17 protein-coding genes are annotated in these 15,664 nt (G+C 59.4%); all 17 read right to left on the bottom strand.

Going from position 1 to position 15,664, the window contains the following annotated elements:
* Nucleotides 1-10 precede the first annotated feature (10 nt).
* On the bottom strand, nt 11-727 hold the full coding sequence (locus RISW2_RS24580; RefSeq protein ID WP_134016891.1) for a hypothetical protein: 717 nt from the start codon (nt 725-727) through the stop codon (nt 11-13).
* Between the two features lie 23 nt (nt 728-750).
* The gene (locus RISW2_RS24585) at nt 751-3,069 is read right to left on the bottom strand and encodes a ThiF family adenylyltransferase (protein ID WP_156943860.1); all 2,319 of its coding nucleotides are present in this window, start codon (nt 3,067-3,069) and stop codon (nt 751-753) included.
* A gap of 9 nt (nt 3,070-3,078) precedes the next feature.
* On the bottom strand, nt 3,079-4,251 hold the full coding sequence (locus RISW2_RS24090) for a ComEC/Rec2 family competence protein (RefSeq protein ID WP_084615408.1): 1,173 nt from the start codon (nt 4,249-4,251) through the stop codon (nt 3,079-3,081).
* Between the two features lie 221 nt (nt 4,252-4,472).
* Complete coding sequence (locus RISW2_RS14410) at nt 4,473-5,552, bottom strand: TrbL/VirB6 family protein (protein WP_043772466.1); 1,080 nt, start codon at nt 5,550-5,552, stop codon at nt 4,473-4,475.
* A gap of 6 nt (nt 5,553-5,558) precedes the next feature.
* A complete protein-coding gene (locus RISW2_RS24095) occupies nt 5,559-5,963 on the bottom strand; it encodes a hypothetical protein (RefSeq protein WP_084615409.1) in 405 nt (134 codons plus the stop codon).
* Complete coding sequence (locus RISW2_RS14415; RefSeq protein ID WP_043772467.1) at nt 5,960-6,148, bottom strand: hypothetical protein; 189 nt, start codon at nt 6,146-6,148, stop codon at nt 5,960-5,962. The genes RISW2_RS24095 and RISW2_RS14415 overlap by 4 nt, the downstream gene beginning before the upstream one ends.
* The gene (locus tag RISW2_RS14420) at nt 6,145-7,131 is read right to left on the bottom strand and encodes an ATPase, T2SS/T4P/T4SS family (RefSeq protein WP_043772468.1); all 987 of its coding nucleotides are present in this window, start codon (nt 7,129-7,131) and stop codon (nt 6,145-6,147) included. The genes RISW2_RS14415 and RISW2_RS14420 overlap by 4 nt, the downstream gene beginning before the upstream one ends.
* Nucleotides 7,132-7,135: 4 nt before the next feature.
* Complete coding sequence (locus RISW2_RS14425; RefSeq protein ID WP_043772471.1) at nt 7,136-8,515, bottom strand: TraB/TrbI/VirB10 family type IV secretion system protein; 1,380 nt, start codon at nt 8,513-8,515, stop codon at nt 7,136-7,138.
* Complete coding sequence (locus RISW2_RS14430; protein WP_043772473.1) at nt 8,512-9,207, bottom strand: TrbG/VirB9 family P-type conjugative transfer protein; 696 nt, start codon at nt 9,205-9,207, stop codon at nt 8,512-8,514. Before RISW2_RS14430 ends, RISW2_RS14425 begins: the two co-directional genes overlap by 4 nt.
* Before the next feature lie 2 nt (nt 9,208-9,209).
* Nucleotides 9,210-9,866: a VirB8 family type IV secretion system protein gene (locus RISW2_RS14435; protein ID WP_043772474.1), complete on the bottom strand. Its 657-nt coding sequence runs from the start codon at nt 9,864-9,866 to the stop codon at nt 9,210-9,212.
* Nucleotides 9,867-9,977: 111 nt separating this feature from the next.
* Nucleotides 9,978-10,787, bottom strand: a complete 810-nt coding sequence (locus RISW2_RS14440) for a type IV secretion system protein (RefSeq protein ID WP_043772573.1) — start codon at nt 10,785-10,787, stop codon at nt 9,978-9,980.
* Nucleotides 10,787-11,941, bottom strand: a complete 1,155-nt coding sequence (locus tag RISW2_RS14445) for a lytic transglycosylase domain-containing protein (protein WP_244437572.1) — start codon at nt 11,939-11,941, stop codon at nt 10,787-10,789. Before RISW2_RS14445 ends, RISW2_RS14440 begins: the two co-directional genes overlap by 1 nt.
* Complete coding sequence (locus tag RISW2_RS25385) at nt 11,931-12,098, bottom strand: hypothetical protein (protein ID WP_164490723.1); 168 nt, start codon at nt 12,096-12,098, stop codon at nt 11,931-11,933. Before RISW2_RS25385 ends, RISW2_RS14445 begins: the two co-directional genes overlap by 11 nt.
* Complete coding sequence (locus tag RISW2_RS14450) at nt 12,095-14,458, bottom strand: VirB4 family type IV secretion/conjugal transfer ATPase (protein ID WP_043772476.1); 2,364 nt, start codon at nt 14,456-14,458, stop codon at nt 12,095-12,097. Before RISW2_RS14450 ends, RISW2_RS25385 begins: the two co-directional genes overlap by 4 nt.
* Nucleotides 14,448-14,726, bottom strand: a complete 279-nt coding sequence (locus RISW2_RS14455; RefSeq protein ID WP_043772477.1) for a VirB3 family type IV secretion system protein — start codon at nt 14,724-14,726, stop codon at nt 14,448-14,450. Before RISW2_RS14455 ends, RISW2_RS14450 begins: the two co-directional genes overlap by 11 nt.
* Nucleotides 14,719-15,012: a TrbC/VirB2 family type IV secretion system protein gene (locus tag RISW2_RS14460; protein WP_043772479.1), complete on the bottom strand. Its 294-nt coding sequence runs from the start codon at nt 15,010-15,012 to the stop codon at nt 14,719-14,721. The genes RISW2_RS14455 and RISW2_RS14460 overlap by 8 nt, the downstream gene beginning before the upstream one ends.
* Nucleotides 15,009-15,629, bottom strand: coding sequence for a lytic transglycosylase domain-containing protein (locus RISW2_RS24100; protein ID WP_084615410.1), 621 nt, complete (start codon nt 15,627-15,629; stop codon nt 15,009-15,011). The genes RISW2_RS14460 and RISW2_RS24100 overlap by 4 nt, the downstream gene beginning before the upstream one ends.
* Nucleotides 15,630-15,664: the final 35 nt, after the last annotated feature.

Below are 15,664 nucleotides of genomic sequence, written 5' to 3' on the forward strand. Positions count from 1 at the left end.
TCGCATTCGCTCAGTGTTCTAAGCACAGCGACAGAATTTTTTCGGCATAGACCTGAGACGCGTGTTCTACCGAGCTCTTCGTCACCAAAAAAACCCACATCAAAAGTCCAATAATTGCGACTCCGCAAAGCAGTGCTCCGAGAACGAACGCAGTCGACCCGATCTCTAGATCATATAAGAAATATGCACTGCCAAGAGCCACCGTGGTGGTGATTGCAATGCCCAATGGTTTCAACCCGAGCAAATTGCGCGCGAACCCATACGCAATGTTCTCATTCAACAAGAGGCTTGCTTCTGTTTGCGGACGGGTGTGCTCAAGCAACCAACGTATTGCTAGCAAGCGGTCATCCTGAGCGTTCTTTGGGTCCTGGGTCTCATCAACCAAACTCGGCAAGATAATTTTGCTATGTTTCTCAATGTATGAGCGACACCTCGTCTTCATGGTCTTGGGTAAACGATCATCGGAAAGGGAAAGCAAAGACGCAGTATGGAGACGTCCAACTCGGCTGCCCAGTTTGCGCTCAACATTTTGACCAGACTTACGCGCCAACCGCGTCAACGCGAACAGGACCCCGCAAGTGATGACAAATGCAGCTATGGCACCCAATTGGGTCCAAACAGCTGGGAACCAAACAAAGACAAAAAGGAGCGCGGGCAACAGCGTCAAAAGCGCCGGATTGAGACGGGCAATCCTATCGTAGCGGTCCATACCGAACATCTTATCCATCTGCATGACCTTCTCGATGAAGATTAGGCATTTTCGTTTCCTCCGTGTTCGGAGGACAAGCCCACCGCCTCTGCGATAAGCTGACGATACCCAGTTGGGGTTCTAATAATCATCAGAACGGGAAACAGCTGTCCAATCGCGAGCTTGGCTGCTGTACTGAAATCAATTGCAGAGGGACCAGTGGACGCAAGGTGATTGTGCCACGTTCCTAGCGCGTAGAGAGTGTTTCCCGAAAATTTGGACAATTGTGCGAGCTGCTCACTCAAACCTTCGGTACCCAGAACAAACTCCGTTTTGGAAAATCTGCTATCGGGCGGAGCTGGAATCGTATCTACGACTTGGAAGACGTTACCGATGGCCGAGAAGCGCCCGACCAAAACACCGCCGGTTTCAGATCCCGGCTTGCGCGCAATTTCAGCGTCAATCTCTGTCGTAACCCGGCGGGCAAGCCGCGTTTCAAGCCCATCCATCTTGGGTCCTTTTACGATGGTATAGGGTTCGACGCTGTGGCTTTCCCAATTCTGGGAAAGCCCATCGGCCTGTAGGTGCCCAATGTTGAATTGCCCACTTTCATCTACATACCTCCCGGAAAGTACGTCGCTTGTTAGCGTCGCGAGCGGAGCCGCCAACATAGAAAGCCGAGCGTCTGAGGCGATCATCGAGAAGCTCGAGCATCCTTGACCAATGATGATCTCGTCTGCGCTTTGGCCCATCACTTTAGATCGGAGAGCGTCGTCGCTACGTAAATGGTGATAGAACTCGGTCATCAGGTCGCTGCTACTGGGGTTGGCGCGCTGGCCTGACACCGAGAAGAAACCAATGTCACTATCACCCATCAGGCTTGCTTCCATCACCCGTGGTGTCTTGCCCTGCGCCCAATCTGTAGAGCTCAGGGTTTCCCGCAGAACCGCAGAGGCGGTAGTGTTCAATATTGCTTTGGATTTTTCGAGCTTCAGCTTTCTGCGAAACTCTTTGGTACGCAGCACAGTGTTGGCATCAATCCGATACCCATCCGTCTCCTGCGCAAGTTTGCTGACGTCATGTGCAAATTCCCCAGCCTTGGAAGAGTAGAACATCGAATCCAAATCAGCAGAATACGGCAAGCAGGAATGTCGCGCGTAGTTGTGCGGTTCCATGGTGTCGTTGTCTATGACCGATATCGGGGCACGGCCTGACCGCGCGAGATGCATCGCAATTTTCGAACCTAAGCTTCCACAACCTAGCATGGACCATGAAAGCCATTGCGAGCTGGGATCACCATGCGAGGTTCTTCTTAAGACATCGATCGAGATCGAATCTCTGTGGCCCGCCAAACGGACAATCGCATTTGATGTCGGCTTGAGATCATCCACAGATTTGAATTCTATCACATATGGGCAGATTTCAAGAGGTGAGGCTTGGCCAATGAGATTGAACGGCCGGCGGGCGATCAATATCACTGTGACTGGCAACGCCTTTTTGATGGTATAGCCGTCGAGCTTCGAACGCAGCCACTTCATCCTCTCTGCCAGCATCTTGCCGCAGCCGTAGAGTTCAGCGCGTTCGTATAACTCCGCAACATTGCCTACTGTCTCTGGGAGATAGCGGTCACAGATGATTGGCTTACCGTTTGGATGCTTGCCGGGCCACACAATCAGTCCAAGGCTATATCCCGTCCATTCGTTGTCACTTTTCGGGACCTGTCCAAGGGATTTAAGTGTCTTTTCATCAATTTTGACCTGCTCATCGCCCTTTAGACAGATTCGATAGTAGGGGTCGGACTGACCCATCTGGGCAAAAACCCAAGTACGGTGCCAAGTCCCGCCGGACCTACGTTTGACCACACTGCGGATCTGCGAGGCATCTCCAACAATAAGGTCGTTCAAGTGGTCACGCCGAACAAATTCCCAACCATGTTTTGGATCATTTAGTTTCAGCATCGCTGCTCGATCGAGCCAATCCAGAAGTTGCTGGAGAAGCGCAAGAATACCGCCCCCGGACTGAATTAGCTCACGTGGAGATCCGAAAACGAGGCAGGGTTCGGGCGCTGAACCGGCTGCATTTGGCTGTAAGTGAGGATGGGACCGGTCAAAGTCTTCCCGTAAACTCGGGCGCGGTGCAAACAGAGGGTAGGAGACAGGAAACGATAGTTTGACGGGTTCAACACGTCGTACTCCCGACGGGCTTTCGCCTCGAAACCGAGATGGAAGTTCTGATTTGATTTGCAGAGTCACATCCACCGGACTTTCGTCATCAGCCCGCGACGCAATAGCTATGCCGATTACTTGAGGGTGCCTGTCCAGTGTGCGAATGGCACGGGCAATGGCTACGGGAACGGCTAGAAGATCATCGACGGTTACCATGCAGCTGACTCATGCCAAGTCTGACCCACAACCATGAGCATGTGCCTCGACTCCAAGAGCGGACGATGAAGAGATAGCGGCTGCCATTTTCAGGGAGGCAACTTTTGGACCATGTTCGGTGATTTCCATCTTCAGCGGCTTGTCACCTTTTTCGTCCTCTAAACACCGGAACTCCCCATTGATATCCGCTTCGCTCAGAATGGCTTCATATTCCTCCTTTGCGCGGATACAGGGCGGGTCGTTGTCGTCGTCGACGATACTCTTACTGCTCGCGAGGATTATTGCACCGCCGTTTGCTTGCGAAAGAGCTGATCGGGCATCTTCAGAAACTACCGCATCTTTTCCCTTTTTGGACCAGCTGTCGTGCGACAGTGACCGCCAAGAACAATGATGGGGCGCGATCAATACATCATATGCAAGAACCTCGGGAGTTTCAGAATATTCCGCCCAAATTTTCTCCCAAATCGCCACTTCGGCGTCACCACCAAACAGGTACTGTGCGGCGTTTTCGGTATCATCTTTCGCAAGCGTAAACTGAGTGATGACACTAGAGTTATTCTTGCTGAGTAACTCCTCTTCGTCTTCATCGTCCGTGACCGGCAGCGGAGCCAACAAGACCGCCTTGAAACTGTCATCTGCTACGCCGCAAATCTCGGAAAATGTCTCGCCTGTCTTGATCAGAATTTCAGCCAAATCATCCGTCTTACCGTCCGCATCCTCGCTCAGGATCAAAATTCTGCTTCCGTCTTCTATATCTTTGTCCTGGCGGAACATTTCAACGCGTCGACGCGCTTCTGTCGCCCAAGCCTTTGCGTCAGCGCAAAGTTTGTTGGTACTGCTGGCACGTCTAAAAACAATTGGGGAAGACCACATCTCGCGAATTACGATCTTGTCGTCTTCGGGCGACCAATCCTCAATTTTGCCGAGATGAAAATGGTTCTGCAGTCCAGAGCAGTGATCCATGTCCGGATGCGTCAGCAAGAATGCATCGACAAACAGACGTCCGTCGCTGTCACGGTCAAGCGCTTTGCGAAGCTGTGCTCCAACATCAGGCGCAACCTCATCTTTATCATCAGCAGCGGCAGTAATATTTATGTCCACGAGAATATAACGGCCACTCTGTGTTTTGATTAGGCTCATGTCACCATTGGCGACTTTGAAATGCGAAGTTTCGACGCTCATCAGTACTGCTCCTTAGCTTGAAAACCTGAGTGACGCGCCTCCCACCGAATCGAACAAGTTTATGCTTTGTTCTTACCATAGTTGATCGAGGATAACCTTTCAACAACATGTTGTGTCTCGCAATAGGCATCATCAAAATTTTAGTACTGACAAAGGTCTGTTTTTAGAACCTGCGCCGCCGCGTTGATGGGATGCGCAGATGTCCACTTCGTTTCGGGCCATCACCGCTTGCCAAGGCGTCCCAACCTTGAAAGCTGCGCCAGCATTCGGGCTCCTGTGCCGGTCCCGTCGCTGGGAGGAGCAGCGGTTGGCCCTCCCGCAGTATTGGGTCGGGTAGGCAACGCTTGTACACCGAAGAATTGGCGCGCACGCAAGGCTGCATACTCCGCCCCCGTTGCACCTCCGATGGCGTATCGGTTGTAAACCTGTTGGCTACCTGCAAGCCCTCTGGCGAATGCATAGCTGCCGCCGAACCCGGCCGAGAGAGCTGGCATCATGATGTTGCCGGAGATCGCCCGAACCAGGAAGGGCGTGGCTATGATGAAGCCCTTTGCCATGAGCACCATCATGAAGAAGGGAATGAGCGCGCCGATGTTGGAAGCGCCTTCCGGGTCGCCCAACTCAGCAAGAAGTGCACGCGAGACACCAGTGATGGTCGCGAACACGCCGGCTACGACGATGGGGTATATCGCAAAAGAAATCAGCGCCGAAAGCCAGCGCGCGAAATAGTCCTTGGTCACTTCAAAAAGGGTCAGGAAGATCATGACCGGAGCAATCCCGATCAGAAGCGCGATCATGAGCCGTGACGCAACGACGATGAACGCCGCCAAGCCACCGAGGATCGAGAGCAGCAAAACCCCAAGGGTGTCCAACAGGGCACCGGCCATCCAGTTCAGTTCAGACCCCGCGGCATTCAAATAGTCCCCGAGCGCCGCGATCAGGTCGTCGAACTCCTCTGCGAAGGTGCCGGACGGGCCGGGTGATCCGCCGCCAACCGAGGCTACAAGCGATCCAGCAATACTGTCGATCCCATTCAAGATCGCCGCGGAAACGATGTTGAACTGAACCCAGTTGGTTGCAAAGACACCTATCAGCCCGACTTTCACGGCGAGCCAAAAGGCCGCGCGCCCGTCCATGGCGCGATACTGGTAGATCGTGTTAATGAAAACCAGAATGACAACGAGGGTGGTGCCGAGTACGAGCATCGTTCCGACTGTTGCTGCGACTGCGCCAAATTGCGTCTCGGCAGCGGTATTGAGATAGCCTTCAGCCGTTTCCACGAAGTAGGTGACGACGCTCATGAAACCCTACCAATTTCCAGCAGCTTCGCAGATTGGCATGGCTTCGCGCCGAAGATCATTTGCCTGCCGTCGGTATTCTGACGTCGCTTCCACGATGTCCCAGTATTCAGATGCGGCGAAATTCTCGACGAAGACGCCTTCAGCTGCCTCCCAGGGCGGATACCGCGTGGGACATTCACAGCTTTGGGCTTCAACAATGCGTTGCATGCTCTGCGCACGATAAATTTGTTGAATCAGGAGCCGTTTGTGGGACTCGCGCACATCTATGCCTTGCATCCACTGTGGCTCTGGAGGCTGGTCAGGACAGACATCTGGCGGGTTGTCGAGCGTCGGGATCAGGTTCCGTTCAGCGACGCCAGCGGTCGCGCCGAAAACGACGAGAAAGCCTGCCGTCGCAACGACCCGCATCATTCTGAAGCCACCTTCGTCGCCAAAGATTCACGCTTCCAGAACGTGGTATAGCCGTAGTCACCGGCTTCAGCTGTAATGAATTCCCATCCCTCTGTGCCGCGCTCATTCAAGGCGCTTCGCATCGCGTCGTAGTCCTTTTGTTTCTTCACCTGGAAGAACAGAATGTCGTACTCAAAGGTCTTCATTGGGAAGCTCCGATCTGGGTTGCGCTTGGAAGATAGAATTCAGTGATGCCGCGTCGGCCGTCATGGCGCCCGGCCTGGATGATCACGTCGATGGAGTTCTCGATGTACTGGATCATGTCGGCATAGGTCATCGGGATTTCGGTCTTGAGTGCTGCGATCGCGAGCCGCTGCACGGCCAATTGCGGGGTTTCGGCATGCAGCGTGGTCATGGACCCGCCATGGCCGGTGTTGATGGCTTCCAGAAAGGTCATGGCCTCCTTGCCGCGCACCTCGCCCAGGATGATCCGGTCGGGGCGCATGCGCAGCGTGGCGGTGAGAAGCACATCGGCGGTCTGGAATTCCGCGTCACGATTGGCGATGAGGGTCACGGCATTTGGCTGGGTCGGTAAAAGCTCGGCCGCTTCTTCGATGGTCACGATGCGTTCCTCGGCCGGTACGTGAGAGAGGATCTTGCGCGCGGCGACGGTCTTGCCGGTGGAGGTGCCACCCGAGACGATCATGTTGAGTTTGTTCTCGACGCAGAAGGCCAGCGCATCATCGATCAAACCCGCGGCCACCACTGCGCGCAAGGCGCGCTTTTTTTCGACGCGCAGGTCTTCGAGCTTGCGCTCTTTTCCGTAGAGGAAATCGAGCGCAATGCCCTCGAGTGGCAGGCTTGAGAAGAACCGCAGGCTGATCGACATGGCCGAGAGCACTGCGGGCGGGGTGATGACCTGTGCGCGGATTGGGCGCCCCTTGTAGGTGATCGAGACCGAGACGATGGGGCGGTCCTTGCTCATCGTGGTATTTGCCGATGAGGCGATCTGGTTGCCGAGGTCCCTGACCTGAACGCCCGTCAGCCTCTGGTCCAGCGCGCGCATGAAGTGATCGCCCTGGAATTCGCCCCAGCAGGTTCCGTCTGGGTTGATGCAAATCTCGATGACATCGTCGCGGGCGGCGGCGTCGATCCGGTCGAGCGAGGTTTCGAGATAGCTTAGTGACATAGGCTCAGAATATCTCCAGATCGCGGTCGACCATGACCGTGACGCGGGCGCCCTGGTCGACATAGATGACGGGGCCGATGGAGAGGTAATCGCCAATGACGCTGTCCGTCGCATCCGCCAGATCATCGCCCACGTCTTCGAGAGCGTCGGCGGCAGTCTCATCCTGGACTTCGGAGGCGGCGGCACTGGGTGCTGCGGAGATCAGTGAGATCAGGGCGGCCGACCCGAAACGCTCGGCGAAGCGTGTGTCCACGAAGCCGGTGACGCCAGAACGGCCCAGTTCATCACCTCCGAAGGAGCTGATCTGGACGGTTTGGCCCGCGGGCAGGATGATCCGGTCCCAGGCGATCGTGACGCGGCGCTGCGCGATATCGACGCTAGCGCGGTAGCGCCCGACGAGACGGGATCCGCGGGGGATCAAGAGGCGCACGCCATCGACGCTGTAGACATCCTCGGACACCACGGCACGGGTCTGGCCGGGCAGGGAGCTGTCGAGGGCGGTTTCCATGACGGCCTGGATCATGGTGCCCTGTAGAATCGTGTTGGAGGGATTGGCAATCACTTCGGCCTGCGTCACCGTCGAGGGCAGCGCCCCGTTCAGCACGAAATCCGTCACCTCGCCAAAAGTGCGTTCGGTCAGAGCCGTTTCATTCGCTCCGGATGTGCCGCCAAAGGCGATGGTGGGCGAGGCGATGCGCCGCTCCTGGAAGGCGCGTTCCTCCGCGGCGCGGCGCTCCAGTTCGGCCATGCGCCGGGCTTCTTCCTCGCGGCGCAGTCGCTCTTGCTCGCGTGCGCGCAGCTCATCTTCCGTGGGGCCCACTGGCGCGGGTTGCGGTCGGCTGGCCTCGAGTTGGGCCAGTTCCAGATCCATGCGGAGTTGCTCAAGGCTGCGATCCCGCGCCGTCAGTTCATCCTGAAATCGTTGCTGTGCTGCTTCCGAGGCGGCTTGTAGCGCCGCGATCTGAGCGGTCAGCGCGTCGATCGCCTCTGCGGCGGCGGTGTCTTCCTCGACGACCGGTTCGGGGGCGTTGCGCAATTCCTCGATCTGAGCCTGCAGCGCGGTGATCTGCGCCAGAAGCTCCGCGTTGGGCTCGACTGGATCGGGTCCGACAAACACAACCTCGGGCTCCGGCGGGGGCAAGGTCTCGATAGCGCCAAAGCCGTCGCCTTCGTTTTGGAAGACGTCCGGGGTGGCCGTCGGCAAGGCTTCCTCTTCGTCGGGCTGTGAGAGGAGATAAAGCAGGGCACCACCTGCGCCGATGACGAGGACCACGATCAGCGCGAGAAGGGGCGACCGGCGCTGCGCCGCCGTGGGGGCGCGGGCACTGCCTTTCTCAAGGGCGGCGAGGCGCCTTTCCAGCTCGGTGTTCTCGGTATCGCTCATGAGGCGGCCTCCGCGGGCGGGATCGCCTCGATGCAGACCACCTCTTCGCCAAGTCGCAGGACCCATTGGCGGTTTACGCCGCTGACGCGGATCACACCGTCCTCAGGGGTTTGCGTGTTGACCGTGCGTTCACGGCCGCCCGCGTAGCGGAAGATCGCGGGCACAGGTGCGTTTCTTGGAAACGCGAAATACGTGAACGTCCCGTCATCCCAGATGCGCGTTGGCGTGAACTCGGTCCGCGCGCTGGCGCCGTAGTTGTAGTTCGGCGCTTGGGCGGCGATGGCCCGGGTCGGGCGCGCATCGTCCTCCGGATAGCGGAACTGCACCACATAGAAGGTTGGGCTGCGGACCTCCTCGACGTTGAAATAGTAGCTGCGCCTGTTCGTGTAGACGGTCACATTGGTATGGACGCCGCGCGCCACAGGCTTGATCGCGAAGGCCTGACCACCTGGCACACCATCGATCTCAAACCCTTCCGTGTCGCCCGCGATAATCGAGCGGATGCTTTCACCCTCACCAAACTCGATGGTGGTGACATGGGTGAGCGAGACGCTGAGGCGGTAGACCTGACCCTCCTGGTAGGTGGCCAAGCGCACCCGGCTGTCGTTGGGACCGCCACGCGGGATGGCTTCGGCAGAGGCGAAGCCGGGCAACAGGGCAATGACAAAAATAAGCGATCTTATAAACAACAACGTCAGTTCTCCAATCTGTCGGAGCGGATGGAATATTCGAGGACGGTGAAGCCGAATGGATTGGTCCAGACCTCATCGATGGAGCGGCGGGTCTCCGGGCGGAACTCGAAGAGAAGCGTCGCAGTGAAGAGGCCGGTCTGGGTGCCGTTAATGGACGTCAGGCGCTTGCGCAGGCGGACCGTCGCGCGGTTGGTTCCGATCCGGTTGATGCTGAGGATTTCCACGTCGAGCCGAGCATTGGGGCCATAGACCGTCGGCGGATAATTCTCGTTGGCGCTGTTCCAAATCTGGCGCAGCCCGCTCTCGGCAGCTCCGTCCGAGCGGCGCAGGACGCCGCGGATGCGCAGATCGTTGTCGAGCTGGTTATAGACCTCCCGGTCGGCCACATAGCGGAACACCTCCGCCTCGATGATCGCCTGGTTGGCGGTCACCGAGGAGGCGCCCACCGAGGCTTCGGGGAGTGCAAAGCCGGTGGCGGGATCATAGGGGACAACGACGGGGGGCGGGTCGACATCGAGGATCGAGACAGCCGCGGCACTCAGGCAGCCGATGATACCGAAGACAAGGCCCATCAGGCCAAGGCGTTGCCAGAGCCGTTCGCGGCGCAGGGCACCGTAGACCAGTTCTTCCTCGATGATTTCTTGTTCAGTCGCCACCATTCATGCCCCCGCTCGGCGTTTCGAAATGAGTTGAAGCGGTTCTTCGCTGCCTCTCGCTGCGCTCGAACGCGAAAACCGATATTTGTTTTGGGGGATCAATTTCGAAACGCCTTAGTCTGCCCGGAGGTCCGGCAAGGTGAAATCCATGAAGCGCTGTTCTTCGGCGATGGTGGCGGCATCGATCACGCCGCCGGTGCCATCGCCCACGGTCTGGATGGCTTCGAGTTGCCACATGGCGACCAGTGCAATGGCGAGCTCCGCAGTCACGCGCGTGTTGAGATCGATACTTTCCTTGAGTTCGTCCATGTCGTCGATGAGCCCGACAAGGCGGTCTACCCGCTCGAGCGATTGGCCGGCGTCCTCATAGCTGTTCTGGGCCGCCGCCGAGACAAGGGCACCGGTTGTTGCCTGCGTCGCCACGCGGTTGGCCCCGGGATTGCCGCTCGTGGCCATGTCCGAGAGGGTGTCTTCATCGAAGCCGAGATCGGCCAGCACCCGGTCCATCTGGGTTTCGATCTCGCCTGCGCCGGAGCCCGAGAGGCCCGAGAAATCCCCAGTCTTGATCGCCTCAATCGTGGCGAGGATGTCCCCGAACTCTTGGTCGAGCAGACCGTTCAACTCGTCTTCCATTTCCGTCCGGATGATTTCTGGAAGCTCGGCGAGGCGGGTGAGGGCCTCGTAGGTTCTTTGCAGCTCCGCGAGTTGGTCCGTGAGCGTGGCAAGCTGTTCGCGGAGCTGCGTCAGCTGCTCGTTTTGCAGAATCTCGTCCTCGATCATCTGCCGGAGCTGCTGGATGTTTTGCGCGATGTTCTGGGTATCGACGACGGGCACGCCTTGTGCTGCGACAGGGGGTAGGGCGCTGAACTGCAAGCCAATGCCAAGCGTTGTGACCAAAGCTGTTCTCAAGAGCAGATGTCCCATCATTCAATCTCCCTGATCGTAAAATCCATGAACGCGCCTTCGGCCATGCGGGCGCTGGCCTGGGCCAGCTCCTCGGCAGAGAGGACTCGGGTGCGTGCAGCCTGAAGCCGGATGCGTGCAGCGACGAGGCGCACGAGTTCGGCGCGGGCATAGGTGTTGAGCGCGACGCTCTCCTGCACGTCCTCGGTTTCGGAAATCCGTTCGACGATATCGCGGATGCGCAGGGCGGCTTGGTGGATCGCGGCTGGTGAGTTGTTGCCATAGAAGGCAGCGCCGTGTCCGGTGATTGAGAGGTTAGCATTGGCCAGAAGCGCGGGGTCGATCGTGCCAAGCGCTTCGATCCCGCCGATACGGGTCAAATAGAGGTTATAGCGTTCGGGGATCACCTGGACGTAGTGCTGGGTCTCGCGGAAGGGTGGGACCCCGCCATACTCGAAAACCCGGCCTGGTCCGGCGTTATAGGCCGCGAGCGCGTTGATGATATTGCCATCGAATGTGTTGAGCTGGGTCGCGAGATAGCGCGCGCCGCCATGCACCTGCAGGTAAGGGCTGTTGTAATATTCCGGGTTAATGCCCAGATCGCTGGCGGTGCCCGGCATGATCTGGGTGAGACCATAGGCACCGACGGGAGACTGTGCCCCAATGGTGAAACGGCTTTCCTGCCAGATGAGCGCTTGCAGCAACGCACGCCACTGGACGGGTGAGAGCCCTGCGCGGCCAACTCCCGCAAAGCCGCTGGTTTCCTGGGCGACGCGGATGATGAGCTGCTCGATGTTCTCGGCGGCGTCGCCGAACATCTGCGCACCGCCGGGATTGGGGTCGATGTCGGCATTGCCATAGACCGCCTCGACTGACCGGGCCGGATCCCCGCTGCCGCTTTCCAGCCCCGAGACCATAGCCGGCAAGCCCTGACCGCCGAAGCTGGTCTGGGCATCGAGGATGCGTTGCAGGGTTTCCAGCTGCTCCCGTTCGATCTCGGCAATGAGTTCGCGCGCAGCAAGCTTGTCCGCCTGAACGGCCAAGTCGGCCTCGCGATCGCCTGTCTCGACGATGTCACGCGCGGTCAGCCCGCTGTCATCGGTCGGCACGCCTTGGGCGATGCCGAGACCGGGCAGCAGGCAAAACGCCAGGATATGAGGCAGGCTAGACTTCAATGTCGCCCTCCGGGGTACCCAGGGGCGTGAAGTGGCAATCAGGCGCGACGGGTGCAGTGGACGCAAGGAATGTGAAGCAGTTCGCCTGCGGCTCCCGGTACTGGGTGCAGGAGGCCAGCGCGCCGAGCGCAGCCAAAGCGATAAGAATACGGATCATGAAAGCCTCCAGAAGTCGGGGCGGTCGCGGTAATCGGCGCCGACGAGCGCCTCGCCTTTCTCCATGCCGCCGAGGATGGTGAGATTGGGCCCAAGCGCGCTCAGATCGGCATCGATGACGATTGAGCCCTGATCGTCGCGGATCAGCGCGAGGCGGCTGTTGCTGCCCGTGTTGAGAAGGACGTCGAGCTCCTTCTCCGTGAGGTTCAGCATGGCGTAGTCCGCAGGCTGTGCGCGGATATTGGGCAGCAGGATCTGCGTCGGAACGGCTTCGACGATGGTCTTGCCGGTCCGGGTGCGCTCAAGCTGGCTGGCATATTGCGTCATCATCACCGCGACGGTGTTCTGCTTGCGCGCAGTCACGAGCCAGTTCGACAACCGTTCGGCGAAATATGCGTTGTCGAGCGCCTTCCAGGCCTCGTCGATCACGATGATGGTGGGGCGGCGGTCCTCGATCTCGCGCTCGACCCGGCGGAAAAGATAGGACAGGACCGCCATCCGTTCCTTGTCGGCCTCGCTGTCGAGAATGCCGGTCAGATCGAAGCCCACGACATCGCCCTTGAGCGAGAACGTGTCCTCGAGGCTCTGCCCGAAGATCCAGCCGTAGCGGCCGTCTTCGGTCCACTCGAGCAGGCGCTGGTGCAGATCGCCGCCGTCATCCGTAGACACAAAAAGCGATGCGAAATCCCGCCAGTTCCGCAGGGCCGGATTGGAGGCCTGGGCATTCTGGCGCACGACTTCCTGGATGCGGTTGGTCTGCGCCGGGGTCAGCGGCTTGTCAGCGCGGTAAAGAAGCGTGGCAAGCCAGTCCGAGAGCCAGGCGGTGCCGCGCGCATCGGTCTCGGTCCAGAGTGGGTTGAGGCCCGTGGGCTGACCGGCGTTCAGGGAGGCGTAGCGCCCGCCATTCGCGCGGACCGCCATCTCCATCCCGAGGCGGTAGTCGAAAACGATGATCCGGGCGCCCGCGCGACGGGCCTGGGTCATCAGGAAGGCCGAGAGCACCGATTTGCCCGACCCGGGCCGCCCCATGATCAGGGTGTGCCCGCTGGTCGGTTCTTTGTCGGGCGATCCCTGCTCGTGATAGGAAAACCGGTAAGCGCTCTGCTCCGGCGTGGGCAAATATGTGACGACCCGGCCCCAGGGGGTAAGTGCTGCAGGTTTGCCGAGCTGTGTCCGGTGGAAGGCCGCAAAATCCGCGAAGTTGCGGTTGGTGACGGCGCTGGCGCGGACGCGCTTGGGCTGGTTGCCGGGATGCTGGCTGAGGTAATGGGCCTTTGCGGCGACCCGCTCGCCGATCATCTTCACGCCTTCGGTTGCGGCGGCGTTCACGATCTCCGCGCTGAGGGTTTGCAGTTCTTCGAGCGTGTCGCAAAAGAGCGTCACGACCATGTGATGCTCGCCGAAGCTTTGGCGCTTGGCCTCGAGATCATCGGCGGCGATGTCGAGGGCTTCCAGGAGGGAGAGGGCCGCATCCTGGCTGGCCTGCATCTGGCGCTTTTGCCGCTTGATGCGGCCCGCCATGAGGTTCGAATTGATCGGCGTGAAGGAGTGCGTCACGATCATGTCGACCGGCAGGTTCAGCATGTCGAACATGGTGCAGGAGGTGCCTTCCGAGTATTCCCCGATGGTGAAACTCTTGCCGTAGCGGTGGCCCACGACGCCCTCGGAAAGCTCGAAATGGTCGCCGTGAAACGTCACGCGGGTATTGGCGACGTTGACGGACAAAAAGCCGTAGGTGTTGGCCGGGTAGAGCGGCAGCTCGGTGCCCGTGTTGAGCGCGCCCAGAAACCCCACTAATTCCCCCGATGCAGCCGACAGCAGGCGCGGCTTGAGCTCGGTGAGGCCCGAGAGGAAGACGTTCACGGCTTCACCGAGGCGCTGCTGGCGTTTGCGGGTCTCTTCCTTCAGCCGGTCCGGCGCGCTGCGGCTGAGGAACGGCAGGAGGCTTTTCGGAGGCGGGCGGTGAATGACGGTGAGCGTCAGTGTTTTGTCGCGGAGCCCGCTGGTCTCGAGTTTCGCGCGCCAGCGCCGGTCAACCTCGCCTGCGAAGCTGTCCTCACGGATCGGGTCGAGATCAGGTTTGATGGCCTTGGAGACCTTGTGGACGTAATAGCTGAATTCCGGACCGAGCTGCGCGACGATGCGGGCAAAAAGCGCCGTCACCTTGTCGAGATAGGCGTCGTCCGTCGTATAGCTGTTGATCCCCTCGAGCCGGATGCAGCGGAAGAGTTCGTTCACCCGGGTCCGCACGGTCTGGTCGTCGACGAGGCTCACATAGGGCAGCATATGCGCGAGGCGGGTCTCGCGCGCATACCAGTCTGGCGTCATTGTGCGGGCATCGAGCGCAGCATCACGGGGCATAACTGTCCCCGCCATGAATTGAGCGGTTCCGCGTGGGCGGTGTCTCCTGCAAGGCTGTCATCATCACGTCGATGAAGCGCGGATCCCAATCGGCAGCTTTCCAGAGAACCGGGTAGAGTAGGGCGGCCACGCCCAGCACCCCGATGTGCTGGACCCAGACGAACAAGAGCACCGAACCGAAGAGCCAGACCATCGCGTACATGATGGGCAGGCCCAGAAGCTTCGGCGGGCGCACGAGGCCGAGAAAGAGAGGCGCGCGCTCAGCCACCGGCAAAGACCGCGGCAACGATGGTGGGGGCGGCGGCAACACCAGCGATGCCCACGAGGACCCAGAGCGCCTGGCGCAGATCGATGATGTTGAAGAACCAACTGAGAAAGACCCCGAGAACGGCAAGCGTCGCGATGACAACGCCAAGTGGGCCGGTCAGCGCATCGACGATGCCCTGCAACAGGCTCTGGATCGGGGAGAGATCAATGCTCTGGGCGAGGGCGGGTTCGGCAATCAGCAGGAATAGCGCCAGCGAGGCGACCAAGAGGTTTGAAATCTGTTTCATGAATTCGATCCTTCCAATCGGGCCACGACAGCCATGACGCGGGCCACGTGGTTCTGGGTTTCTCGGTAAGGGGGAATGCCACCGTGTTGGCGCACGGCGTCGGGACCGGCGTTGTAGGCCGCCAGCGCCAGATGCGGATCGCCGAAGCGCTCCAGCATCATCGCGAGGTAGCGGGCAGAGCCGTCGAGGTTCTGTTGAGGGTCACGCGGGTCAACGCCGAGGTCGCGCGCGGTGTCGGGCATCAGCTGACCAAGGCCAATGGCGCCCGCATGTGAGATCGCATCCTGCCGATAGGCGCTCTCAACCTCGATATTGGCCCGGTAGAGAGCCAGCCAATCCGTGACGGACAGTCTCGCGCGGCGCAAACCGGGATGGCCGGCATAACGCAGGGCTGTTGCCTCGATGCCCAAGAGAACGTCTGCGCGGGGCAGGGGTGCTGGCTGAGCGAGTGCCGCAAACCTCAGCGCGTCAGGTTTGGGCGCTGCTTCCGTCTCACCAAGGATAGCCAAACCATCGGACGCCGATCCCTGACCAACGCCGTCATTGTAGTTCTGGGCAAAACCGCTCTGAGACCGGGATGGGGTCAGGGAGCCGTCGCTCTCCATGACCAGGACCATTTGAGCTGAGGCAGGTGCTGCGACCAGCCAGAGAC

The sequence above is a fragment of the Roseivivax isoporae LMG 25204 genome (assembly GCF_000521865.1).
Lineage (GTDB): Bacteria > Pseudomonadota > Alphaproteobacteria > Rhodobacterales > Rhodobacteraceae > Roseivivax > Roseivivax isoporae.